20 protein-coding genes and 1 other annotated feature are annotated in these 23,341 nt (G+C 53.2%); of the genes, 13 read left to right on the top strand and 7 right to left on the bottom strand.

Annotation, left to right across the window (positions count from 1 at the left end):
* The first annotated feature begins 77 nt into the window (after window positions 1–77).
* Together acrR and mscK are read left to right on the top strand one after the other, a co-directional pair.
* Window positions 78–731, top strand: a complete 654-nt coding sequence (gene acrR, locus AC6I4B_RS17335; protein WP_497766957.1) for a multidrug efflux transporter transcriptional repressor AcrR — start codon at window positions 78–80, stop codon at window positions 729–731.
* 117 nt (window positions 732–848) lie between these two features.
* The gene (gene mscK, locus AC6I4B_RS17330) at window positions 849–4,199 is read left to right on the top strand and encodes a mechanosensitive channel MscK (protein WP_497766955.1); all 3,351 of its coding nucleotides are present in this window, start codon (window positions 849–851) and stop codon (window positions 4,197–4,199) included.
* A 407-nt stretch (window positions 4,200–4,606) separates the two neighbouring features.
* Here mscK and AC6I4B_RS17325 read toward each other — a convergent pair whose 3' ends face one another.
* The 3 genes from AC6I4B_RS17325 to priC form a co-directional block, all read right to left on the bottom strand.
* The gene (locus AC6I4B_RS17325) at window positions 4,607–5,518 is read right to left on the bottom strand and encodes an Rpn family recombination-promoting nuclease/putative transposase (protein ID WP_497766954.1); all 912 of its coding nucleotides are present in this window, start codon (window positions 5,516–5,518) and stop codon (window positions 4,607–4,609) included.
* Between the two features lie 81 nt (window positions 5,519–5,599).
* On the bottom strand, window positions 5,600–5,758 hold the full coding sequence (rsmS, locus tag AC6I4B_RS17320; RefSeq protein WP_497766952.1) for a pleiotropic regulatory protein RsmS: 159 nt from the start codon (window positions 5,756–5,758) through the stop codon (window positions 5,600–5,602).
* 13 nt (window positions 5,759–5,771) lie between these two features.
* Complete coding sequence (gene priC / locus AC6I4B_RS17315) at window positions 5,772–6,299, bottom strand: primosomal replication protein N'' (protein ID WP_497766951.1); 528 nt, start codon at window positions 6,297–6,299, stop codon at window positions 5,772–5,774.
* A gap of 67 nt (window positions 6,300–6,366) precedes the next feature.
* Between priC and AC6I4B_RS17310 the strand changes: the two genes are divergently transcribed.
* From AC6I4B_RS17310 to AC6I4B_RS17270, 9 genes are all read left to right on the top strand, one after another.
* Window positions 6,367–6,744, top strand: a complete 378-nt coding sequence (locus AC6I4B_RS17310) for a DUF454 family protein (RefSeq protein WP_497766949.1) — start codon at window positions 6,367–6,369, stop codon at window positions 6,742–6,744.
* A 149-nt stretch (window positions 6,745–6,893) separates the two neighbouring features.
* On the top strand, window positions 6,894–7,445 hold the full coding sequence (apt, locus tag AC6I4B_RS17305; protein ID WP_497766947.1) for an adenine phosphoribosyltransferase: 552 nt from the start codon (window positions 6,894–6,896) through the stop codon (window positions 7,443–7,445).
* A 93-nt stretch (window positions 7,446–7,538) separates the two neighbouring features.
* Window positions 7,539–9,461, top strand: a complete 1,923-nt coding sequence (gene dnaX / locus AC6I4B_RS17300) for a DNA polymerase III subunit gamma/tau (protein ID WP_497766946.1) — start codon at window positions 7,539–7,541, stop codon at window positions 9,459–9,461.
* Window positions 8,791–8,855, top strand: a sequence feature (DnaX frameshifting element). (Overlaps the previous gene by 65 nt.)
* A gap of 57 nt (window positions 9,462–9,518) precedes the next feature.
* On the top strand, window positions 9,519–9,848 hold the full coding sequence (locus tag AC6I4B_RS17295; RefSeq protein ID WP_038254386.1) for a YbaB/EbfC family nucleoid-associated protein: 330 nt from the start codon (window positions 9,519–9,521) through the stop codon (window positions 9,846–9,848).
* Window positions 9,848–10,453 carry a recombination mediator RecR gene (recR, locus tag AC6I4B_RS17290; RefSeq protein WP_497766943.1) on the top strand — a complete coding sequence of 202 codons (606 nt, stop codon included), beginning with the start codon at window positions 9,848–9,850 and terminating at the stop codon, window positions 10,451–10,453. The genes AC6I4B_RS17295 and recR overlap by 1 nt, the downstream gene beginning before the upstream one ends.
* A gap of 109 nt (window positions 10,454–10,562) precedes the next feature.
* The gene (htpG, locus tag AC6I4B_RS17285) at window positions 10,563–12,437 is read left to right on the top strand and encodes a molecular chaperone HtpG (protein WP_497766942.1); all 1,875 of its coding nucleotides are present in this window, start codon (window positions 10,563–10,565) and stop codon (window positions 12,435–12,437) included.
* A gap of 212 nt (window positions 12,438–12,649) precedes the next feature.
* Window positions 12,650–13,294, top strand: a complete 645-nt coding sequence (adk, locus tag AC6I4B_RS17280) for an adenylate kinase (RefSeq protein WP_149462095.1) — start codon at window positions 12,650–12,652, stop codon at window positions 13,292–13,294.
* 151 nt (window positions 13,295–13,445) lie between these two features.
* Window positions 13,446–14,408: a ferrochelatase gene (gene hemH / locus AC6I4B_RS17275; RefSeq protein ID WP_497766940.1), complete on the top strand. Its 963-nt coding sequence runs from the start codon at window positions 13,446–13,448 to the stop codon at window positions 14,406–14,408.
* A 71-nt stretch (window positions 14,409–14,479) separates the two neighbouring features.
* Window positions 14,480–15,784, top strand: coding sequence for an inosine/guanosine kinase (locus AC6I4B_RS17270; protein ID WP_497766939.1), 1,305 nt, complete (start codon window positions 14,480–14,482; stop codon window positions 15,782–15,784).
* Window positions 15,785–15,878: 94 nt separating this feature from the next.
* Here the strand turns inward: AC6I4B_RS17270 and ybaL are convergent, their stop codons facing one another.
* The gene (gene ybaL, locus AC6I4B_RS17265) at window positions 15,879–17,555 is read right to left on the bottom strand and encodes a YbaL family putative K(+) efflux transporter (protein WP_497766937.1); all 1,677 of its coding nucleotides are present in this window, start codon (window positions 17,553–17,555) and stop codon (window positions 15,879–15,881) included.
* Between the two features lie 255 nt (window positions 17,556–17,810).
* Window positions 17,811–19,031 (bottom strand): MFS transporter, encoded by a 1,221-nt coding sequence (locus tag AC6I4B_RS17260; protein WP_497766936.1) that lies wholly within the window; start codon window positions 19,029–19,031, stop codon window positions 17,811–17,813.
* Window positions 19,032–19,333: 302 nt separating this feature from the next.
* On the opposite strand from AC6I4B_RS17260, the gene AC6I4B_RS17255 reads away from it, so the two are divergent.
* The gene (locus AC6I4B_RS17255) at window positions 19,334–19,648 is read left to right on the top strand and encodes a hypothetical protein (protein ID WP_497772215.1); all 315 of its coding nucleotides are present in this window, start codon (window positions 19,334–19,336) and stop codon (window positions 19,646–19,648) included.
* 453 nt (window positions 19,649–20,101) lie between these two features.
* Window positions 20,102–21,754 (top strand): bifunctional UDP-sugar hydrolase/5'-nucleotidase UshA, encoded by a 1,653-nt coding sequence (gene ushA, locus AC6I4B_RS17250; RefSeq protein ID WP_497766934.1) that lies wholly within the window; start codon window positions 20,102–20,104, stop codon window positions 21,752–21,754.
* Window positions 21,755–21,803: 49 nt separating this feature from the next.
* On the opposite strand, the gene ybaK is transcribed toward ushA, so the two are convergent.
* Window positions 21,804–22,283, bottom strand: coding sequence for a Cys-tRNA(Pro)/Cys-tRNA(Cys) deacylase YbaK (gene ybaK, locus AC6I4B_RS17245; protein WP_497766933.1), 480 nt, complete (start codon window positions 22,281–22,283; stop codon window positions 21,804–21,806).
* A 201-nt stretch (window positions 22,284–22,484) separates the two neighbouring features.
* Window positions 22,485–23,279 (bottom strand): TraB/GumN family protein, encoded by a 795-nt coding sequence (locus AC6I4B_RS17240; RefSeq protein ID WP_497766931.1) that lies wholly within the window; start codon window positions 23,277–23,279, stop codon window positions 22,485–22,487.
* Window positions 23,280–23,341: the final 62 nt, after the last annotated feature.

Below are 23,341 nucleotides of genomic sequence, written 5' to 3'. Positions count from 1 at the left end.
CGTTTGTATTATCGTCATACTATGGTACATACATTCATAAATGTATGTAAATCTAACCTCTGCAAATTCACCGACCTATGGCACGAAAAACCAAAGAACAGGCGCAGGTTACGCGTCAACACATACTGGATGTTGCCCTACGGTTGTTCTCACAGCAGGGGGTATCATCTACTTCACTGGCTGAGATTGCAAAAGCGGCCGGTGTAACCCGTGGTGCAATCTACTGGCATTTTAAGGATAAGTCGGATCTCTTTAACGAAATCTGGGCGTTATCAGAGTCCAGTATTAGCGATCTTGAGATTGAGTATCGGGCAAAATTCCCCGGTGATCCACTCTCAGTTTTAAGGGAAATCTTAGTATATATTCTGGTTGCGACGGTGATTGAAGAACGCCGCCGTTTGATGATGGAAATCATTTTTCATAAATGTGAGTTTGTCGGTGAAATGGCTGTAGTGCAACAGGCACAGCGTAATTTATGCTTAGAAAGTTATGACCGCATTGAACAGGTGTTAAAAGATTGCATCGTAGCCAAATCGCTACCGGCGAATTTGTTAAGCCGACGGGCGGCTATTCTGACACGTAGCTACATTTCTGGGCTAATGGAAAACTGGCTATTTGCTCCCGCGTCATTTGACTTGCGCGGCGAGGCGCAGGCGTACGTGGCTATTTTAATCGAGATGTATCAGTTTTGCCCGACGCTGCACGGGGAAAGCGACGTTTGCCCCTCCTGATATCACCCGTAAAAATCCTTGACTCTCCGGCTATTCGCCTGACAACAGAAGTGCTATTCTTCGCGGGCGTTTATCTCCGGCATTCCGCCGATTTTAGCCACACGATATGTTAAGACTATGCTGCATAACATCCGCCTACGGGCCACGATCTCTGCATTTTTCATTATTGCCGTTTGCTTTCTTTTTTCTATCGCCACGGTGCAAGCGCGCGCGCAGAACAACAACGATCTTCCTGACCGCGCTGACGTCCAGCAGCAGCTGACTTCTCTCGACAATAAGAAAGACCTTACGCCCCAGGAAAAACTGGTGCAGCAGGATCTGACTGAAACCCTGCAACTGCTGGATAAACTCGACCGCGTAAAAGCGGAAAGCGCGCAACTGCAAAAACAGGTGGCCCAGGCCCCTGCGAAGTTGCGCCAGGCGACCGATAATCTCAGCGCGCTAAGCGATGCCGATAACGATGATGAGACGCGTAAAACGCTCAGCACGTTATCGCTGCGCCAGCTAGAAGCGCGCGTGACGCAAGTGGTTGATGACCTGCAAAATTCGCAAAACGACCTGGCGACCTACAACAGCCAGTTGGTTTCACTGCAAACCCAGCCGGAACGCGTGCAGAACGCGATGAACTCGGCGTCGCAGCAACTGCTGCAAGTGCGCAATAGCCTGAATGGCACTGCGGTTGGCGAAGCGCTGCGACCCACGCAGCAAACGATGCTGTTGGTGCAAAAAACGCTACTGGATGCTGAAATTGAACTCCAGGGTAAAAGCCTGGCGGCCAACACGGTGCTACAGGATACCCTGCAAAAACAACGTGATTATGTCACCGCCTACAGTAGCCGACTTGAACATCAACTGCTACTGCTGCAAGAAGCGGTGAGCAGCAAGCGCCTGACGCTGTCGGAAAAAACCGTCCAGGAAACGGCGTCTCCTGAAGAGACTGCGCGTATTCAGGGTAATCCGCTGGTGAAGCAGGAACTCGACATCAACCACCAACTGAGCCAGCGCTTAATTTCTTCAACCGAAAGCGGTAACCAGTTGGTGCAGCAGAATATTAAGGTCAAAAACTGGCTTGACCGTGCGCTGCAATCTGAGCGCAACGTGAAAGAGCAAATTGCCGTGCTGAAGGGCAGCCTGCTGCTGTCACGCATACTTTATCAGCAGCAACAAACGCTGCCGTCGGCAGACGAACTGCAAGACATGACCAACCGCATTGCGGACTTGCGTCTGGAGCAGTTCGAAATCAACCAACAGCGCGACGCCCTGTTCCAGAGTGATGATTTTGTTGCCAAACTGGAAGAGGGGCACAGCAGTGAGGTCGATAGCGAAGTGCACGATGCGCTGCTGCAAATTGTCGATGCTCGCCGCGAGATGCTCGATTTAATCAACAAGCAGTTGGGCAACCAGTTGATGATGGCTATCAACCTGCAAATTAATCAGCAGCAGTTGATGAGCGTCTCGAAAAGCCTGAAAGAGATTCTGACCCAGCAAATCTTCTGGGTTAACAGTAACAGACCGATGGACTGGGAGTGGATTAAAGCCTTCCCGGAAGCGCTGAAAGATCAGTTCAAATCGATGAAAATCACCGTGAACTGGGAAAAAGCGTGGCCTGCGGTGTTTATCGCGTTTCTGGCGGGGCTACCGCTGCTGCTGATTGCTGGGCTGATTCGCTGGCGTTTACAGTGGCTGCGTAACTACCAGGACAAACTCGGCGATCAGGTTGGTAATTTGCGTAACGACAGCCAGCTGCACACGCCGAAAGCGATCCTTATCGATCTCATTCGGGCGCTGCCTGTGGTGCTGCTGATTTTGGCTATCGGCCTGATTTTGCTGACTATGCAGCTTAATATCAGTGTGCTGCTGTGGGCATTTTGTAAAAAGCTGGCGATGTTCTGGCTGGTCTTTGGCTTGTGCTGGAAAGTGCTGGAGAAAAACGGCGTCGCGGTACGCCACTTCAACATGCCGGAACAGCAAACCAGCCACTGGCGCCGCCAAATTGTGCGTATCAGCCTGGCGCTGCTGCCGCTGCACTTCTGGTCTGTGGTGTCGGAACTTTCTCCGCTGCACCTGATGGATGACGTGCTGGGACAGTTTGTGATTCTGCTGAACCTGCTGGTGATTGCGGTGCTGATGTGGCCAATGTGCCGCGATAGCTGGCGTGATAAAGAGTCGCACAGCCTGCGCCTGGTGACGGTGACCGTGTTGTCGCTGGTGCCGCTGGGCCTGATGGTGCTGACGGCGACCGGCTATTTCTATACCACGCTGCGCTTGTCAGGCCGCTGGATTGAAACCGTCTATCTGGTGATTTTCTGGAATCTGCTGTACCAGACGGTTCTCCGTGGATTGAGCGTGGCGGCGCGGCGCATTGCCTATCGTCGAGCGGTAACTCGCCGCCAGAATCTGGTGAAAGAGGGCGCTGAAGGCGCGGAGCCACAGGAAGAACCCGCCATTGCACTGGAGCAAATTAACCAGCAGACGCTGCGTATTACGATGTTGGTGATGGTGGCGCTGTTTGGCGTGATGTTCTGGGCGATTTGGTCGGACTTAATCACCGTCTTTACCTATCTCGATAGCATTACGCTGTGGCATTACAACGGCACCGAGGCCGGGGCTGCGGTGGTGAAAAACGTCACTCTTGGCAGCCTGCTGTTCGCCATTATTGCCTCGGTAGTGGCTTGGGCGTTAATCCGCAACTTGCCGGGTCTGCTGGAAGTGCTGGTGCTCTCGCGACTTAAAATGCGCCAGGGGGCGTCCTACGCCATCACCACCATCCTTAACTACATCATTATTGCCGTCGGGGCGATGACGGTGTTTGGTTCGCTTGGCGTATCGTGGGACAAACTGCAATGGCTTGCTGCCGCGCTGTCGGTCGGTCTGGGTTTTGGCTTACAGGAAATCTTCGGTAACTTTGTCTCCGGCCTGATTATTCTGTTCGAGCGCCCTGTGCGCATTGGCGATACGGTGACCATTGGCTCGTTCTCTGGTACGGTGAGCCGAATCCGTATTCGTGCTACCACTATTACCGATTTTGACCGCAAAGAGGTCATTATTCCGAACAAAGCCTTTGTGACCGAACGGCTAATCAACTGGTCGCTTAGCGATACCATCACTCGCGTGGTGATCCGCATTGGCGTGGCCTACGGTTCAGATTTGGACAAAGTGAAGTCGGTACTGTTGAAAGCCGCGACCAGCCATCCGAAAGTCATGCACGACCCAGAACCGTCGGTATTCTTTACCACCTTCGGCGCGAGCACTCTGGATCACGAACTGCGTTTGTATGTGCGTGAACTGCGCGATCGTAGCTACACGGTGGATGAGCTGAACCGCACTATCGACCGCTTATGCCGGGAAAACGGAATTGATATCGCCTTTAACCAGCTCGAAGTGCATCTGCACAATGAAAAAGGCGATGTGGTTACGGAAGTGAAGCGCGATGCTAAAAACGACGGGCAGGAACGCCTCGGTGATTAACAACCGAAAGGGCGGCGAAGAGGCCTAATGCTGGTCAGTTCAGCGGTTTAGTATCGCCGCCAGTTGAGCTCTTTGAATGAACAGCCAGAACCAGCGTTGCTGAAACCGATGAGTCCCCGATGGAAATCGGCGAGCCGGAGAAAGGAAGACAAGGTCAGCCCGCCAGGGATGGCGGGCTGAGGCGAACCGAGACAGGATGTCGAGTTTCGCCGTGCCGCAGGCTGGATTTCGCAGGCGAGCGCAGTGCGAAGCACCGATTTCCCTGCGGGGCCGCAGGGATTGTCAAGGGGGACTCGGCAGTCCCCCTTGACCCGTTCACAGGTACAGAGGCTTCATGTTCTACAAAATATCAGGTGAACGGAATGTGGCGCATCATTGACAAGCATTAGGCGAAGAGGCCGCCCTTTTTAATCCTGCAGGGCGTTAAGATCGTCAAGCGTTAAACCGGTAACCTGCATCACCAGTTCTATCGGCAGCCCAACGGTCAGCATATTGCGCGCAATTTTGTGCGCCTCTTCACGCCGCCCTTGTGCTTCGCCTTGTTCCATTCCTTGTTTGCGTCCTTTCTCAGCTAACCATTCGGCGATAGTCATCAACTGCTCCTTATGCTGTGGCGTGTGCTGCGCCAGCGTGTAGATTAATGCTTCTGGATGAGCGGTACTACCCGCTTGCAGCATATAGGTAATCAAAGCCCCTAACTGTGGCGCGGTTAACCAATTTTCCATTAGCAGAATACCAAGCTGTTCCTGCAATGATGCCAGATCGCGCTGGCGGATATGCTTAAACAGCAGTTCCAGCATCGCCATGCGTTGGTGCGTCATGATTTCTTCATCCGGCATTACAGTAATATCAACCAGCGGAAAATCATGGCTATAGAGCATTGTTGCCAGATCCGGGTCGGCGAATAGCTCCAGCCAATTCAGACGGTAAGGCCAGGGGCTTACGCTGCCGTGATAGAACAATAGAGGAATGACCAGCGGCAGCTCATCGTGCCCGGCGTCCAGATGCTGTTGCATTGCGGCGATGGCGTAACGCATCAGGCGAAACGCCATTAACTTATCCGGCGTACTTTGGTGTTCAATGAGCACGTAAATATAGCCAGGCCCGGCACGGGTTTGCAGTGAATAGAGGATGTCGGAGTAGCTGGCGCGGAGGTTTTCCTCAATAAAACTGCCGGACGTGAGTTGGAGTGTTTCCAACCGACAGCGCGCTAAAAACACGGCGGGAAGATGAGCCTGTAGAAAATCGCAGGCGATCGCTTTATGGCGTAAAAATTGTTTAAAAATGGCGTCGTGTGGGGTCGCCGAGAAGATTTTCATGATGTTCCATCACCGTGCGGCTAACGTTGTGGACGCAATCTGCCACAACGTAAAATGAATGCGCAGGGGGGATGGTGCGTTTTACGAGGCGTCTTCCACGTTTTTTAGCTTGTTAACATAATCTTGCCGTACGATATCCAGCGCGCTTAGCACAACGTCTGGTGCTATCTGGTGGCTTTCCAGCAGCATAATGAGGTCAACCGCTAGTTTGACGTCATCCGGGGCATTTTCCAGCGACATAACTTCTCCTTTATCAGCGCGTCATGCGCGCCAGTATGCGTTCAATTTCCTGTAATGCCTGGCGACAGCGCGTGATGCGGCCATCAAAGGCGGTAATTTCGCGCGCCAAACGTTGCTGCGCGTCAAGCGTGGTTGCCTGCTGATACTGCTGCTGACGCTGTTGTTTCATCTCCAGCAAGCGGCGTTCAAACTCCTGGGTTTCCAGCCGTTTACGCTGCCAGCGGCGAACCCCTGGCGAAGCGTTGTCCCAAACGCGCAGCGACCAGGCTTCGCTTTCGCGGTTAATGGCCTCAATCTGTGCTGCCAGACGTTCTGCAAGCCAGGCCACCTGCGGCAGTTGCTGTTGCTCAACAGCGTGCTTTAGCTCCTCAAAATGGGCGTGGGCTTCGTCGAGATAAGCCTGCATTTGCGTGCTGCGCGTTTTGAATAGCTGACGGTCAAATCGCGCGCTCAGAGTCGCGTGCGCGGCAAGCGGCGCAATGCGTTGCTGAAGGCGCTGTAGCTGTTGTTCCAGCGTTTGTAAAAGCAATGCCGTTTTCACACGATTCTCCATTTTAATCTCATCGGCTATGCTACAGTAGCAGGTTCATTTGATAACAGTTCTCATTATGCAGCGCACTATTCTAATCATTATAGGCTGGTTGGCGGTAGCCCTTGGAACTCTCGGCGTGGTGTTGCCGTTGCTGCCGACGACACCGTTTATTTTGCTCGCGGCCTGGTGCTTTGCGCGATCGTCTCCTCGCTTCCATCAATGGCTGCTTTATCGCTCCTGGTTTGGCGGTTATCTGCGTCACTGGCAGCGTTATCGGGCGATGCCGCCGGGGGCAAAACCACGCGCAATCGCGCTGATTATCCTGACTTTTAGCATTTCACTATGGTTGGTCAATATGCTTTGGGTACGTCTGCTGTTGCTGGCTATCCTTGGCGGATTGTTGTTTTTCCTCTGGCGAATTCCCGTGGTTGATGCAGAACAACAAAAGTCATGAAGCGCACTAATGGTATTGCAATTCTATGAGCTAGCCAGTAAATTCTGGCGTTTTCGAGCACAGGCGCGCCTGATTAAAAGTTAATCAATTGTAACTTTTAATTCATTTTGCTCGCCTTGAGTAACACTGTTTCAATTAGGCACAAACCTATGACCGCTACTGCACAGCAGCTTGAATTTCTGAAGAACAGCATCAAAAGCATCGAGGATTATCCGAAGCCAGGCATCCTTTTCCGCGATGTCACCAGTTTACTGGAAGATCCGAAAGCCTACGCCCTCAGCATTGAACTGCTGGTTGAGAAATACAAAAACGCCGGTATCACCAAAGTGGTGGGTACGGAAGCGCGTGGTTTCCTGTTTGGCGCGCCGGTTGCGCTGGGGATGGGCGTAGGTTTCGTTCCGGTTCGTAAGCCGGGTAAACTGCCGCGCGAAACCATTGCTGAAAGCTATGAGCTGGAGTACGGCACCGATCAGCTGGAAATCCACGTAGATGCTATTCAACCGGGCGATAAAGTGCTGGTTGTTGACGATCTGCTGGCAACGGGCGGCACTATCGAAGCAACGGTAAAACTGATTCGTCGTCTGGGTGGTGAAGTGCACGATGCGGCATTCATCATTAATCTGTTCGATCTGGGCGGCGAACAGCGCCTGGAAAAACAGGGTATCACCAGCTATAGCCTGGTCAATTTCCCAGGCCACTAAGTATTTCCCGATACATGGCCTCGCCTGCTCGGCGGGGCTGTGATAGCATTACACCCCTCGTGAATCCACCTTCCAACGTTTCAGAGCCAGCCAATGAGTTATCAGGTCTTAGCCCGAAAATGGCGACCACAAACCTTCGCTGACGTCGTCGGCCAGGAACATGTGCTGACTGCACTGGCGAACGGCTTATCGTTAGGGCGCATTCATCACGCATATCTTTTCTCCGGCACTCGTGGGGTGGGGAAAACCTCTATCGCCCGTTTGTTGGCGAAGGGGCTGAACTGCGAAACCGGCATCACCGCCACGCCGTGTGGGGTGTGTGATAACTGCCGGGAAATCGAACAAGGGCGCTTTGTTGATCTGATTGAGATTGACGCCGCCTCGCGTACGAAAGTCGAAGATACCCGTGACCTGCTGGATAACGTCCAGTACGCGCCCGCGCGCGGTCGCTTTAAAGTGTATCTGATTGACGAAGTCCACATGCTTTCCCGTCACAGCTTTAACGCCTTGCTGAAGACGCTGGAAGAGCCGCCTGCGCACGTTAAATTCCTGCTTGCCACCACCGATCCGCAAAAGCTGCCGGTGACGATTCTTTCTCGCTGTCTTCAGTTCCACCTGAAGGCGCTGGATGTCGAACAGATTCGCCATCAGTTAGAGCACATTCTGGATGAAGAGCATATCAGCCATGAACCGCGCGCCTTGCAACTGCTGGCTCGCGCGGCAGATGGCAGCCTGCGTGACGCGCTGAGCCTGACCGATCAGGCCATCGCCAGCGGTGACGGGCAGCTGACTACCGCTTCGGTCAGTGAGATGCTCGGCACATTGGACGATGACCAGGCGCTGTCATTGATTGAAGCGTTAGTTGCCGCCAATGGTGAACGCGTCATGGAACTGGTTAACGATGCGGCATTGCGCGGCGTTGACTGGGAAGCGCTGTTGATTGAGATGCAAAGCCTGCTGCACCGCATTGCGATGGTTCAGCTGTCGCCAGCGGCGCTGGGCAGCGATATGGCGATGATTGAACAGCGGATGCGCAACCTGGCGCGTACCGTGCCGCCAACCGACGTTCAGCTTTACTATCAAACGCTGCTGATTGGGCGCAAAGAGCTACCGTATGCCCCCGACAGGCGCATGGGCATTGAAATGACGTTGCTGCGTGCGCTGGCATTCCACCCGAATGCTCCGCTACCCGAGCCGGAAACGCCGCCGCAGGCCTTAGCGCCCGCGCCAGCCCCGGTGACGCAACAGCCGCCGTCGCCTGCGCAAGGCGCAATGCCACCGGCTGCGCCGCTGCCAGAGTCCACCCATCAGGTGTTGGCGGCGCGGCGCCAGTTGCAGCAGAGTAGTCAGGGAGCAACCACCCCAAAAAAGAGTGAACCGGCAGCCGCAACTCGCGCGCGGCCGGTGAATAACGCTGCGCTGGAGAGACTGGCTTCGGTTTCCGAACGCGTCCAGGCGCGTCCGTCGTCGTCGGTACAGAACAAGCCTGCGGCGAAGAAAGAGGCTTATCGTTGGAAAGCGACGACTCCCGCCGTTGAGGTGAAAAAAGAGGAAGTCGCCACGCCGAAGGCGCTGAAAAAAGCGCTGGAGCATGAGAAGACGCCAGAACTGGCGGCAAAACTGGCGCTGGAATCGATCGAGCGCGATGAGTGGGCGGCACAGGTGAGCCAAATGGCGCTGCCGAAGCTGGTCGAGCAGGTGGCCCTTAACGCGTGGAAAGAGCAAAACGGTAATGCCGTGTGCCTGCATTTGCGCCCAACGCAGCGGCACTTAAATTCGCCCGGCGCACAGCAAAAGCTCGCCGAGGCGATGAGCACTTTATACGGTGCGCCTGTTGAATTGACCATCGTGGAAGATGATAATCCGGCGGTGCGTACGCCGCTGGAGTGGCGACAGGCCATCTATGAAGAGAAACTTGCGCAAGCGCGTGAGTCGATTATCGCGGATAATAATATTCAGACGCTGCGTCGATTTTTCGATGCGGATCTGGATGAAGAGAGTATTCGCCCCATTTGACCGTGAGCCTGGCTTATGGTCGTCATCCTTTAACGTGATTTATTGAGAGAGAAGCCTATGTTTGGTAAAGGCGGTCTGGGTAACCTGATGAAACAGGCCCAGCAGATGCAAGACAAAATGCAGAAAATGCAGGAAGAAATCGCTCAGCTGGAAGTCACCGGTGAGTCTGGCGCAGGTTTGGTTAAAGTGACCATCAACGGCGCGCATAACTGCCGTCGCGTTGAGATTGACCCAAGCCTGCTGGAAGACGACAAAGATATGCTGGAAGATCTGGTCGCTGCGGCCTTCAACGATGCGGCGCGCCGCATTGATGAAACCCAGAAAGAGAAGATGGCTTCCGTCTCCTCCGGTATGCAACTGCCGCCAGGCTTTAAGATGCCGTTCTGATGCAAACCAGCCCGCTGTTAACTCAGCTGATGGAAGCGCTGCGTTGTCTGCCGGGCGTTGGCCCGAAGTCGGCGCAGCGCATGGCGTTTACCCTGCTGCAACGTGACCGTAGCGGCGGGATGCGCCTGGCGCAATCGCTGACTCGCGCGATGTCGGAAATCGGCCACTGTGCCGATTGCCGCACTTTCACCGAGCAAGAGGTGTGCAACATCTGTTCGAATCCGCGTCGTCATGAAAACGGCCAAATCTGCGTGGTGGAAAGTCCAGCGGACATCTACGCCATTGAGCAGACGGGGCAATTTTCTGGCCGCTATTTCGTGCTGATGGGCCATCTGTCGCCGCTTGATGGCATCGGGCCGGATGATATCGGTCTTGACCGCCTTGAGCAGCGTCTGGAATCGGAGCCGCTTAAAGAGGTTATCCTCGCCACCAACCCGACGGTGGAAGGGGAGGCGACCGCTAACTATATCGCCGAGCTGTGCGCGCAGTATGGCGTTGAAGCCAGCCGTATCGCTCACGGCGTACCGGTTGGCGGTGAGCTGGAAATGGTCGATGGCACTACGCTTTCGCACTCCCTCGCCGGGCGTCATAAGATTCGTTTTTAATCAAACGGGAGAACATTCACGTTCTCCCGCTTGAAAAGTCATTTCTCGTCCCCATCTCTCACTCAACGCATTTTGACCTTGTAAATGGCATTGTTGAGGTATTTTTCCAATGAAAGGACAAGAAACACGTGGTTTTCAGTCTGAAGTAAAACAACTTCTGCACCTGATGATCCATTCTCTGTATTCCAATAAAGAAATTTTCCTGCGTGAGCTTATCTCTAACGCCTCGGATGCGGCAGACAAGCTGCGTTTCCGCGCGCTGTCTAACCCTGATCTGTATGAAGGTGACGGTGAGCTGCGTGTGCGCGTTTCTTTCGATAAAGATAAGCGTACGTTGACCATTGCCGACAACGGCATCGGGATGAATCGCGACGAAGTTATCGACCATCTGGGGACTATCGCCAAATCCGGGACTAAAGCGTTCCTTGAATCAATGGGGTCTGACCAGGCGAAAGACAGCCAACTGATTGGCCAGTTCGGCGTCGGTTTCTACTCGGCGTTTATCGTGGCTGACAAAGTGACTGTGCGTACCCGTGCGGCGGGCGATGCGGCAGAAAACGGCGTGTTCTGGGAATCGGCGGGCGAAGGCGAATACACCGTTGCCGATATCACCAAAGCCGATCGCGGTACTGAAATTACCCTGCATCTGCGCGAAGGCGAAGATGAGTTCCTCGACGACTGGCGCGTGCGTTCGGTCATCGGCAAATACTCCGACCATATCGCGCTGCCGGTTGAGATTGAAAAACAGGAAGAGAAAGACGGTGAAACCGTGGTTTCCTGGGAGAAAATCAACAAAGCGCAGGCGCTGTGGACGCGTAACAAGTCTGAAGTTAAAGACGAAGAGTACACCGAGTTCTACAAGCACATTGCCCACGACTTCACTGACCCGCTGACCTGGAGCCACAACCGTGTGGAAGGTAAGCAGGAGTACACCAGCCTGCTGTACATCCCGTCGCAGGCACCGTGGGATATGTGGAACCGTGACCATAAACACGGACTGAAACTGTACGTGCAGCGCGTGTTCATTATGGACGACGCTGAGCAGTTCATGCCGAACTACCTGCGTTTCGTGCGTGGCCTGATAGATTCTAACGATCTGCCGCTGAACGTTTCCCGTGAAATCCTGCAAGACAGCAGCGTAACGCGCAACCTGCGCACCGCGCTGACCAAACGTGTCCTGCAGATGCTGGAGAAACTGGCGAAAGACGACGCAGAAAAATATCAGACCTTCTGGAAACAGTTCGGTCTGGTGCTGAAAGAAGGCCCTGCGGAAGACCACGCTAACCAGGAAGCGATTGCTAAACTGCTGCGTTTCGCGTCTACCCATACCGACTCTTCCGAGCAGAGCGTGTCGCTGGCTGACTACGTTTCTCGCATGAAAGAAGGGCAGGAGAAAATCTACTACATCACCGCTGACAGCTATGCCGCAGCGAAGAGCAGCCCGCATCTGGAACTGCTACGTAAGAAAGGCATCGAAGTACTGCTGCTTTCTGACCGCATCGATGAGTGGATGATGAACTACCTGACGGAGTTCGACGGTAAGCCGTTCCAGTCCGTTGCTAAAGCTGACGAGTCTATCGACAAGCTGGCAGATGAAGTTGACGAAAGCGCGAAAGAAGCAGAAAAAGCGCTGACGCCGTTCGTTGAGCGTGTGAAAACCCTGCTGGGCGACCGCGTGAAAGAGGTGCGTCTGACTCACCGTCTGACCGATACCCCGGCGATTGTTACCACCGACGCCGACGAAATGAGCACGCAGATGGCGAAACTGTTTGCCGCAGCGGGCCAGGCAGTTCCTGATGTGAAATACATCTTCGAACTGAACCCTGATCACGCGCTGGTGAAACGCACCGCCGATACGCAGGACGACGCGCAGTTTAAAGAGTGGGTTGAGCTGCTGCTTGACCAGGCGCTGTTCGCCGAGCGCGGTACGCTGGAAGATCCTAACCAGTTTATCCGCCGCATGAACCAGTTGCTGGTGTCGTAAGCCTCCGTCTCTTCCTGTAAGAGAGAGATAAAATCAGCCGGATAAGGGACATGTTCCGTTATCCGGCTTTTTTTCGCCTAAAACGGCTCTTTTCTGATGATTCCGGCCATTAACCGTTTCAGCGCGGCCCCGCTTCCTTGAGACAAATGCGTGATGGTGGTATCGTTTAGCGCTTTTGAAAAAAACAGACAACCTTTGAGGGGATTTTCGCAATGCGTATCATTCTGCTTGGCGCTCCGGGCGCGGGTAAAGGAACTCAGGCTCAGTTCATCATGGAGAAGTACGGTATTCCGCAAATCTCCACCGGCGATATGCTGCGTGCCGCGGTGAAATCCGGTTCTGAACTGGGTAAACAAGCTAAAGACATCATGGACGCCGGCAAGCTGGTCACCGACGAACTGGTTATCGCGCTGGTGAAAGAACGCATCTCCCAGGAAGATTGCCGCAATGGTTTCCTGCTGGACGGCTTCCCGCGCACGATTCCGCAGGCAGACGCCATGAAAGAAGCGGGCATCAACGTTGATTACGTTCTGGAATTTGACGTACCAGACGAACTGATCGTTGACCGTATCGTGGGTCGTCGCGTACACGCGGCATCTGGCCGTGTTTACCACATCAAATTCAACCCGCCGAAGGTTGAAGGTAAAGATGATGTGACCGGTGAAGAACTGACTACCCGTAAAGACGACCAGGAAGAAACCGTGCGTAAACGTCTGGTGGAATACCATCAGATGACAGCACCGCTTATCGGCTACTACTCTAAAGAAGCGCAGGCGGGTAACACCAAATACGCGAAAGTAGACGGTACTCAAGCCGTTGCTGCCGTTCGCGCAGAGCTGGAAAAAATCCTCGGCTAATGCTTTAGGTTATCAGGCCTGCGTGATATTCGTAGGCCTGATATGTTCCGCACCATCACGCTATTTATCATTCTACCTCTTACAGCAATTAGTTCTTCTTCCTCGCTTTTCCGCTACAATTATCAATAATTTGAATAAATAAGAGGCGGTAATGCACGCTAAAAAAACCGGTATTCTTCTTGCCAATCTCGGCACACCCGACGCGCCGACGCCCGACGCGGTTAAACGTTATTTGCGCCAGTTTCTCAGCGATAAACGTGTGGTCGATACCCCTCGTCTGCTGTGGTGGCCGCTGCTTCGTGGTGTCATTTTACCGATTCGCGCCCCTCGCGTTGCCAAACTCTATCAATCCGTCTGGATGGACGAAGGCTCGCCGTTGATGGTTTACAGCCGTCGCCAGCAGCGAGCATTAGCGGCTCGAATGCCGGATGTCCCGGTTGCGCTGGGTATGAGCTACGGCACGCCGTCGCTGCAAAGCGCCGTTGATGATCTCTTGGCTCAGGATATTGACCATATCGTCGTGCTGCCGTTGTACCCTCAATATTCCTGTTCGACCGTCGCTGCCGTGTGGGATGAACTGGCGCGCATTCTGGCGAAACAGCGCGCAATCCCGAGCGTATCGTTTATTCGCGACTACGCCACCGACCCTGGCTATATTCAGGCGCTTGCCGCTAGCGCCAAAGCGTCATTCGAGCGCCACGGCGAGCCAGATGTGCTGCTATTGTCCTATCATGGTATTCCTCAGCGATATGCTAACGAAGGTGACGACTATCCGCAGCGCTGCCGCGATACCACTCGCGCGCTGGTTTCCGCACTGGAAATAGACCCAGACAAAGTGATGATGACCTTCCAGTCACGCTTTGGCCGCGAGCCGTGGCTGACGCCGTATACTGATGAAACGCTGAAAATGCTGGCGGAGAAGGGGACGAAACATCTCCAGGTGATGTGTCCGGGCTTCTCTGCCGATTGCCTGGAAACGCTGGAAGAAATTGCGGTGCAAAACCGTGAGGTGTTCCTCGAAGCCGGTGGGCAGCAATATGAGTACATTCCTGCGCTGAATGACGATGACGCGCATATCACGATGATGGTCAATTTGATCGAAAAATACCGCTAATTGTACGTGCGTGCGCAGGCGAGGGAGTGTGCTACTATTCCCCGCCTGTTAACTGCCACACAAAAATCACCATGAAATTTCCCGGTAAACGCAAATCTAAACATTATTTCCCCGTGGATGCTCGCGATCCGCTGTTGAAACAGATCCAACCTGAAAATGAAACCAGCGCCTCTTGGGTGGTCGGTATCGATCAAACGCTGGTGGATATTGAAGCGAAGGTCGATGACGCGTTTATTCAACGCTATGGCCTGAGTGCGGGGCACTCCCTGGTGATTGAAGATGATGTTGCTGAGGCGCTGTATCAAGAACTGCTGCGCGAAAACTTGATCACTCATCAGTTTGCGGGCGGCACTATCGGCAACACCATGCACAACTACTCGGTGCTGGCGGATGACCGCTCGGTGCTGCTGGGCGTGATGTGCGGCAATATCGAAATTGGCGGTTATGCCTACCGCTATTTGTGCAATACCTCCAGCCGTACCGACTTAAACTACCTTCAGGGCGTAGATGGGCCGATTGGTCGCTGCTTTACGCTAATTGGCGATGCCGGTGAGCGGACGTTTGCGATTAGCCCCGGTCATATGAATAAACTGCGCCCGGAGAGCATCCCAGAGACGGTGATTGCAGGGGCTTCGGCACTGGTGCTGACCTCGTATCTGGTGCGTTGTAAACCGGGCGAGCCGATGCCGGACGCCACCATGCAGGCTATCGAATACGCCAAAAAGTATGATGTGCCGGTGGTACTGACGCTGGGTACGAAATTTGTTATCGCCGAAAACCCGCAGTGGTGGCAGGGCTTTATTAAAGAGCACGTGTCGATTCTGGCGATGAACGAAGAAGAAGCCGAAGCGTTAACCGGCCTCAACGACCCGCTGCTGGCGGCAGATAAATCGCTGGACTGGGTTGATCTGGTGCTGTGTACCGCCGGGCCAACCGGCCTGTATATGGCGGGCTTTACTGAAGAAGATGCCAAGCGCAAAACCCAGCACCCGCTGCTGCCGGGGGCGATTGCCGAGTTTAATCAGTACGAGTTCAGCCGCGCGCTGCGCTATAAAGACTGCCAGCATCCGCTGCGAATTTACTCGCACATCGCGCCATTTATGGGCGGGCCAGAGAAGATAATGAACACCAACGGCGCAGGTGACGGCGCGCTGGCAGCACTACTGCACGACATTACCGCCAACGCATACCACCGTTCGAATGTGCCGAACTCCAGCAAGCATCAGCATAATTGGCTGACTTACTCCTCGCTGGCGCAGGTGTGTAAATATGCGAATCGGGTGAGTTATCAGGTGCTGAACCAGCATTCACCGCGCCTGACGCGCGGTCTGCCGGAGAAAGAGGACAGCCTCGAAGAGGCGTACTGGGAGCGTTAATACGCGATGGGCCAACATGGGATGGCCCATCGCACTACGTTCGCACTATGTTGCCGGATGGCGGCTTTGCCTCATCCGGTTTGCCTTTACGGAATTATACGCTCACGGCCTCTTTAAGCGGCGGGTCGCTCAATAATCCCAGCATTGTTTTGGCAATTTCACGCTCGCCCATCACCACTTCATTCGCGCCACGTTCGCTGATGTAAGCGACCTCATCGTCGTAATGCGCGCGGGCGATAATCTCAATATGTGGGCATTTCTCGCGGGCGCTAGCAACGATTTCACCGGCTTCATAGCCGTTCGGAATCGTCAGCAACAGCCAACGCGCGCAGTCGAGATGCGCCAGATTCATGATTTCTTCATTGGCGGCGTTCCCCAGCACGGCACGAATACCGCGCTCACGTAGCTCATCAACGCGAGTACGCGAAGTTTCAATCACCACCAGCGGAATACCCAGCGCCATTAATTTCTCGCCCAGCAGGCTGCCTACGCGCCCATAGCCGACCAGCAGTGCATGGTTACAAATATCAACCGGGATCTGCTTCTCGTCTTCCAAAGCCTCTTCCAGCGTCTGCTCCTCAAGCGTTTCCGTTTTCTCGAGGTATTTTTCCAGCAGTGTGAACAGTACGGGGTTCAGCATAATGGAGAGAATCGCGCCTGCCAGCACCAGGTTTTGTCCGGTCTGCGGCAGCAGATCCAACGCCATCCCCAGGCCAGCAAGAATAAAGGCAAATTCACCGATTTGCGCAAGGCTGGTAGCGATGGTCAGCGCGGTGCGCTGCGAGTGACCAAACAGGCGCACCAGGCCAAATGCCGCCAACGACTTACCGAAGATAATAATTGCCAGCGTACCGACTACCGCCAGTGGCTGCTCAATCAAAATCATAGGGTCAAACAGCATACCGACGGAGACAAAGAACAGTACCGCAAATGCATCGCGGAGCGGCAGCGTATCGTGTGCGGCGCGGTGGCTGAGTTCTGATTCGTTCAACACCATCCCTGCGAAGAACGCTCCCAGAGCAAACGAGACATCAAACAGTTCTACCGCACCAAAAGCGATGCCCAGCGCCAGCGCCAGCACCGAGAGCGTAAACAGTTCGCGTGAGCCGGTTGCAGCACTGCGTGACAGAATCCACGGTACCAGGCGGCGTCCAACTAGCATCATGATGGCAATAAACGCCACCACTTTACCGATGGTAATCGCCATATCAATGGCAAGCGAGGTAAAGCCGATGTCGTCCTTTTCCATCATGCCCGCCACCGCTGGCAGCAGAACCAACGTCAGCACCATCACTAGATCTTCGACTATCAGCCAGCCGATGGCGATTTGCCCGCGCTGGCTATCAATAAGCTGGCGTTCTTCCAGCGCCCGCAGTAGCACTACGGTACTGGCGGTAGAAAGGCATAAACCAAAGACGATGCCGGTCATGATTGACCAGCCTAAGAAGGTGGAGAGCAACATCCCCAGCAGCGTGGCGACGGCTATCTGCGCAATCGCTCCGGGGATGGCTATCGACTTTACCGCCATCAAATCCTTAAGCGAAAAATGGAGACCGACGCCAAACATCAGCAGAATCACGCCCAGTTCGGCGAGTTCAGGAGCCAGTTTGGTATCAGCAACAAATCCTGGAGTAAACGGTCCGGCCAACACGCCCGCTAATAAATAACCTACCAGCGGAGAAATTCTTAACTTATTGGCAATCATGCCAAGGAAAAAAGCGAGCACAAGGCCACCAACAATGGTGGTGATAAGCGGTGTGGCGTGATGCATTCCGTCTCCTTTCGTCGTGATGCGTGGTCCTATTTTTGGCGCAGAGTGCCGGAACAGCCTGTAAGCCAAAAACCCTAGTAATAGTTTATGACAATTTATAGCATTTTGTTTGTGAATGATTGTTGGATTAAGACGAAAAATTGATTTTTTAAGAATAAATGGCACAAAAATGAAAATTAGATAGTGAATGTCAGGGAGAGTGTGAGCTAGCGGGGAAGTGATGGCAGCCAAAAAGAGACTTTGGCTGCCCGAAAATCAGCGTTTTTGGCGGTTATCAGGTAGGAATATGGTCAACATCCCAATAAGTGGTAGGAAAGCACATATTTTATAAACCAACTCGATACTGGTGTGGTCGGCAACAAGCCCCAACACCGCAGCACCAAGGCCACCCATGCCGAAGGCGAAACCGAAGAATAACCCAGAAACCATACCGATACGGCCTGGTAATAGCTCTTGAGCGTACACCAAAATGGCTGAAAACGCTGATGCGAGGATAAATCCAATGATCACCGTTAAAATACCCGTCCACCACAGGCTGGCATAGGGTAAAAGAAGGGTAAACGGCGCAACACCGAGGATAGAGCCCCAAATAACATATTTACGGCCAATTTTGTCCCCCACAGGCCCGCCAATTACCGTCCCGGCAGCAACCGCGAACAGGAAGGCAAACAAGTGAATCTGCGCGTTTTGTACCGATAATCCGAATTTTTGCATCAGATAAAAGGTGTAGTAGCTGCTAATGCTCGCCATATAGAAGTATTTAGAGAAAATAAGCATTAACAGGATGCAGACCGCGAGAATCACTTTATTTCTGGGTAGCGGATTGACAATTACCGCTTTGGGTTTGCCTTTGTTTAAACGGTGCTGTGCGGCATACCAGCGGCTGACCTGCGCCAGTACGATAATCGCCAGCAGCGCTGCCAGCACAAACCATGCGACGTTGCCTTTACCGTACGGCGCGATAATCACCGCTGCCAGCAACGGCCCCAACGAGCTACCGAAGTTACCGCCCACTTGGAAGATAGACTGCGCCAGGCCGTGACGACCACCGGAAGCCATTCTCGCCACGCGTGAAGATTCCGGGTGGAATACCGATGAACCCGTCCCCACCAGTGCGGCGGCGAGTAATACCGTGCCAAAACTGCCTGCCAGCGCCAGTAGCACCAGCCCGCTTAGCGTGAAACACATCCCAACCGGCAGCGACCACGGCATCGAGCGCTTGTCAGTGATGTAGCCAATTACCGGCTGGAATAGCGATGAGGTCAACTGGAAGGTGAGCGTGATCATCCCGATTTGCACGAAGCTCAGTGAGAACTCCGATTGCAACAGCGGATAGATTGCCAGAATCAGCGACTGAATCATGTCGTTGAGCAGGTGGGAGAGGCTGATTGCTCCCAGGATACCAAATGAGGTACGGCCCGGTTGCGAAGACGCAGAAGGGCCTGGCCGGGTAGGGCTGGTTTCAGAGATTGCCATAGATTCCACTTATGTTTTGTCGAGCGATGTTGAGGATAAACGCTTTAATAATAATTATCAGACTAAGATACCTGTCTAAGACGTTTGAAGGAAGTCTCAATACGCTGGCGGGCGCTGCGAAATGTTCACGTTGTATCCCGAGTCTCATTAATCAATGCAGGGAAATAGGGCGTTAGACGGTTGAATCTCTGACGATAGTAAAGGCAAATATGGCCGATAAATTAAATGCCGTTGTGGTGTCGTTAGAATTAGCTTCTGTATATTGGCGTTGAGAAATTTCTTATGGCTTTGGGATTATAATGATGAAAAGAATTACGTTTGTTTTTTCCGCTTTATTACTTGCTGGGTGCGCAACAAAGCAGTATCCACAGGCTCCGGCAATGACTGTGGCTGAGGCGGATTCATTTGAGTGCAGGGATGTAAAAGTTGAACTGGCGAAGGCTCAGAGCGTTCGTAAAGAAATTGATTCAACCGGCGAGTTTGATGGCCGCACCTTACTTGGCGTGCTGGGCGATTTTGGGATCGGTAACGGAATGGCGAAAAGTGATGCGTATAAGAAAGTAGATTCGCGCATCCAGCAGCTTGAGGCTATCAAGCCTTTAAAATGTAAACAATAAGGTTTGATAAAGTAAGCCGGTCAAGTGACCGGCTTTTTTACGCAGCGCCACCGAGGATGAAATTGAAATGGATAGCATCGTCGGGAAATGATGCCCCGTTCATCACGCTCCAGCAGGCAGCCGCTAATCCGGGCATACACCTTTAACATCCCCTTCTAACCCGCGCGGCTATCTTGCGAATTTCTCTTGATATTGTGAGCATCCACAAATTTCAAATATGAAAAAATGTATCGCACATCCAGTTTTTGAGCACTACGCTGTATTTTTTCTTTGTAACAAATCAGAATCAGCACGTCGGACTTTTTGAAGGGGCGCTTTTGGGGCTGGGATGATTATTCTGTGAACTATTATCATTACATTCAAATAGTTGCTTGAGAGAGTATTAGTCCAAATTAGACTAATATTTTATAGCGTTATAATTTCTGCGATTGTTATTCAATCAGGGAGAGGATCATGCAATTCGTCAAACGGGGCGTGGCGCTGGCGATGCTGGCTGCACTGTCTTTGGTCAGTTTGCCTTCACAGGCTTACCAGAAAGATAAGACCTACAAAATCACCATCTTGCACACTAACGATCATCATGGGCACTTCTGGCGCAGCGAATACGGTGAATACGGGCTGGCAGCGCAAAAAACGCTGGTGGATGGGATTCGCAAAGAGGTCGCGGCAGACGGCGGTAGTGTATTGCTGTTGTCCGGCGGCGACATCAATACCGGCGTGCCGGAATCTGACTTACAGGATGCAGAACCAGATTTCCGTGGCATGAATCTGGTGGGCTACGATGCGATGGCTGTCGGCAACCACGAGTTTGATAACCCGCTGAGCGTACTGCGCCAGCAGGAAAAATGGGCCAAATTCCCGTTCCTCTCTGCCAACATTTACCAAAAAAGTACCGGCGAACGCCTGTTTAAACCGTGGGCCATTTTCAAACGCCAGGACTTGAAAATTGCGGTTATCGGCTTAACCACTGACGACACCGCTAAAATTGGTAACCCAGAATTCTTCACGGATATCGAATTCCGTAAACCGGCGGATGAAGCCAGGCTGGTGATTCAGGAATTACAGCAAAAAGAGAAGCCAGATTTGATTCTGGCGACCACCCATATGGGGCATTACGATAACGGCGAGCACGGATCTAACGCACCGGGCGATGTGGAAATGGCGCGCAGTCTACCTGCCGGGTCGCTGGCGATGATTGTGGGTGGGCACTCACAAGACCCGGTGTGTATGGCATCTGAGAATAAAAAGCAGGTCGATTATGTGCCAGGCACACCGTGTGCGCCGGATAAACAAAACGGTATTTGGATTGTTCAGGCCCATGAGTGGGGCAAATACGTGGGGCGCGCGGATTTTGAATTTCGCAACGGCGAGCTGAAGCTGGTGCATTATCAGCTTATACCGGTCAACCTGAAGAAAAAAGTGACCTACGACAACGGGCAAAGTGAGCGCGTACTTTACACACCACAAATCCCGGAAAGCCCGCAGATGCTGTCGCTGCTGACGCCGTTCCAGAGCAAAGGCAAAGCGCAGTTGGACGTGAAAGTGGGGAGCGTTAATGGTCTTCTGGAAGGCGACCGCAGCAAAGTCCGCTTTGTGCAAACGAATATGGGCCACTTGATTCTGGCGGCGCAGATGGCACGCACGGGCGCGGATTTTGGCGTGATGAGCGGCGGCGGTATTCGTGATTCCATCGAAGAAGGCAATATCACCTACAAGAGCGTGCTGAAAGTGCAGCCGTTCGGTAACGTGGCGGTGTATGCCGATATGAGCGGCAAAGAAGTGGTGGAATATCTGACGGCGGTTGCGCAGATGAAACCTGACTCCGGCGCATATCCGCAGTTTGCCAACGTCAGCTTTGTAGCGAAAAACGGTCAACTGACGGATTTGAAAATCAAAGGCCAACCGGTTGATCCGGCGAAGCAGTATCGCCTGGCTACGCTGAGCTTTAACGCGACCGGCGGCGATGGTTATCCGAAAATTGATACTAAACCGGGGTATGTGAACACGGGATTTATCGATGCTGAAGTGCTCAAACAGTATATCGAGCAGAACTCACCGTTGGATGTGAAGGCTTATGAACCGAAAGGGGAAGTGAGCTGGCAGTAACGTAAGGTGCGCGGCCGGATAAGCAAATGCGTTATCCGGCCTGCGCGATTTACTCTTTACGGGCAATGTCCGCAAAGGTGGCACCGAGGATTTTCGCTAAATCGCTCGCTGCCAGTTCAATATCCAGACCACGTTTGCCGCCGGATACGAAGATTGTTGCAAACTCTTGTGAGGGCGCATCAATCACCGTCGGCAGACGTTTCTTCTGTCCCAGCGGGCTAATACCCCCCACCAGATAACCGGTAACGCGCTGAGCCACCATTGGGTCGGCCATATCGACTTTTTTGGCCCCTAATGCCTTCGCGACTTTTTTCAAATCCAACTGACCGGCAACCGGCGTGACGGCTACCGCCAACTGCTTCATATCGCCGTTCATCGCGACTAACAGTGTTTTGTAAACCTGGCTGGCATTTAAGCCTAATTTGCGCACCACTTCGTCACCAAAGTTAGTTTCGTTGGGATCGTGATCGTAAGTGTGGATGCTAAACGGGATCTTGTTCTTTTCGAGTAACTTAACTGCGGGAGTCATAACCTTTCTTCTCACTACAGACATGATATGTCATAAGCATACGCCCGAGAACGGACTAAAAAATAGTACAATCTTGCGCAATAGATCTTGGCAGTTGTAGCAACTTTGAGCGACAATCGGAAGATCCGGAGTGAAAACTTCGGGATAATAATAACAATGAAATTCCTCTTTGACGGGCCAATAGAGATATTGGCCATTTTTTTATTTTAACATCTGCGGTAGGTTGCCCTCGCCGTACAGATGTAGCGCCCCTACCGCCACCACATAACGCCCCGGCGGCAGCGCCAGCAGCGCATCGCGCCAGGCTTCATTACGCTGCACCATCAACACATCATACAAAGACTGACTAAACGTATTTGGCAACGACGTCGCGCCATTGCTCGGCGGCTGCTGGAGCCACCAGCCGATCATCACCTGAAGCAGACGGGCGTTGGTATGCCAGTGTGTTAGCGTATCGTCGAGCAACGCCATGCCGCCATCGGGTAACTGAAGCAACAGCGAGATTTGGTTATCCGCCCCTTCCAGCTCACGCACCGGCAGCGCGGTTTCGTGCGCCGCTTGTAATAATTGATAGTCGATACCGTAATCAGGGCGCAGACCCAGCCTTTGCGCCTGCGTGGCTTGCAGCACCATAGCAATTTGCCATAACGGCTGGCTATCGAAACGGGCGAGTGACAGCCCCTGTTCGGTGGCCCGCTTATCCAGTGCTTCAAGCTGTTCTGCGTTGAGTCGTTCGGCTAACGGTGGGTAAACGGGAAGATTACTGAAAGGAGTTTCATGGCCTGAAATATCCGCTTCGACAATCAGAGCATCGGCCTGACGCAGCTTTTTAATCAGTCGGGCGGGGAGAGGCGCCATATCGCGCGTCCCCATATGAATGCTGCCGACCAGGTGTAAATGACGACCGCCGGGCAGTGACACATCCAGCGCTGGCCAGTTGTAGGGCGAGCCGCGAAGAAGACGCCACAGGCGTTGTAGTTGATTTAACAGACTCATTCGCGCTCCCTGAAAGGAAAAGTCCATGCTAGCGCGCTGGGAGGAAAGGTGCAAATACGCCC

This window comes from Kluyvera fluvialis (assembly GCF_059725275.1).
Note: the sequence above shows the minus strand (reverse complement) of the source record. Positions and strands in the feature narration are given on the sequence as shown.

Bases quoted from the DNA above. Each gene is read 5' to 3' on its own strand.
- acrR (WP_497766957.1), top strand. From the start codon at position 78: ATGGCACGAAAAACCAAAGAACAGGCGCAGGTTACGCGTCAACACATA.
- mscK (WP_497766955.1), top strand. From the start codon at position 849: ATGCTGCATAACATCCGCCTACGGGCCACGATCTCTGCATTTTTCATT.
- AC6I4B_RS17325 (WP_497766954.1), bottom strand. From the start codon at position 5,518: ATGAAAATCTTCTCGGCGACCCCACACGACGCCATTTTTAAACAATTT.
- rsmS (WP_497766952.1), bottom strand. From the start codon at position 5,758: ATGTCGCTGGAAAATGCCCCGGATGACGTCAAACTAGCGGTTGACCTC.
- AC6I4B_RS17310 (WP_497766949.1), top strand. From the start codon at position 6,367: ATGCAGCGCACTATTCTAATCATTATAGGCTGGTTGGCGGTAGCCCTT.
- apt (WP_497766947.1), top strand. From the start codon at position 6,894: ATGACCGCTACTGCACAGCAGCTTGAATTTCTGAAGAACAGCATCAAA.
- dnaX (WP_497766946.1), top strand. From the start codon at position 7,539: ATGAGTTATCAGGTCTTAGCCCGAAAATGGCGACCACAAACCTTCGCT.
- AC6I4B_RS17295 (WP_038254386.1), top strand. From the start codon at position 9,519: ATGTTTGGTAAAGGCGGTCTGGGTAACCTGATGAAACAGGCCCAGCAG.
- recR (WP_497766943.1), top strand. From the start codon at position 9,848: ATGCAAACCAGCCCGCTGTTAACTCAGCTGATGGAAGCGCTGCGTTGT.
- htpG (WP_497766942.1), top strand. From the start codon at position 10,563: ATGAAAGGACAAGAAACACGTGGTTTTCAGTCTGAAGTAAAACAACTT.
- adk (WP_149462095.1), top strand. From the start codon at position 12,650: ATGCGTATCATTCTGCTTGGCGCTCCGGGCGCGGGTAAAGGAACTCAG.
- hemH (WP_497766940.1), top strand. From the start codon at position 13,446: ATGCACGCTAAAAAAACCGGTATTCTTCTTGCCAATCTCGGCACACCC.
- AC6I4B_RS17270 (WP_497766939.1), top strand. From the start codon at position 14,480: ATGAAATTTCCCGGTAAACGCAAATCTAAACATTATTTCCCCGTGGAT.
- ybaL (WP_497766937.1), bottom strand. From the start codon at position 17,555: ATGCATCACGCCACACCGCTTATCACCACCATTGTTGGTGGCCTTGTG.
- AC6I4B_RS17260 (WP_497766936.1), bottom strand. From the start codon at position 19,031: ATGGCAATCTCTGAAACCAGCCCTACCCGGCCAGGCCCTTCTGCGTCT.
- AC6I4B_RS17255 (WP_497772215.1), top strand. From the start codon at position 19,334: ATGAAAAGAATTACGTTTGTTTTTTCCGCTTTATTACTTGCTGGGTGC.
- ushA (WP_497766934.1), top strand. From the start codon at position 20,102: ATGCAATTCGTCAAACGGGGCGTGGCGCTGGCGATGCTGGCTGCACTG.
- ybaK (WP_497766933.1), bottom strand. From the start codon at position 22,283: ATGACTCCCGCAGTTAAGTTACTCGAAAAGAACAAGATCCCGTTTAGC.
- AC6I4B_RS17240 (WP_497766931.1), bottom strand. From the start codon at position 23,279: ATGAGTCTGTTAAATCAACTACAACGCCTGTGGCGTCTTCTTCGCGGC.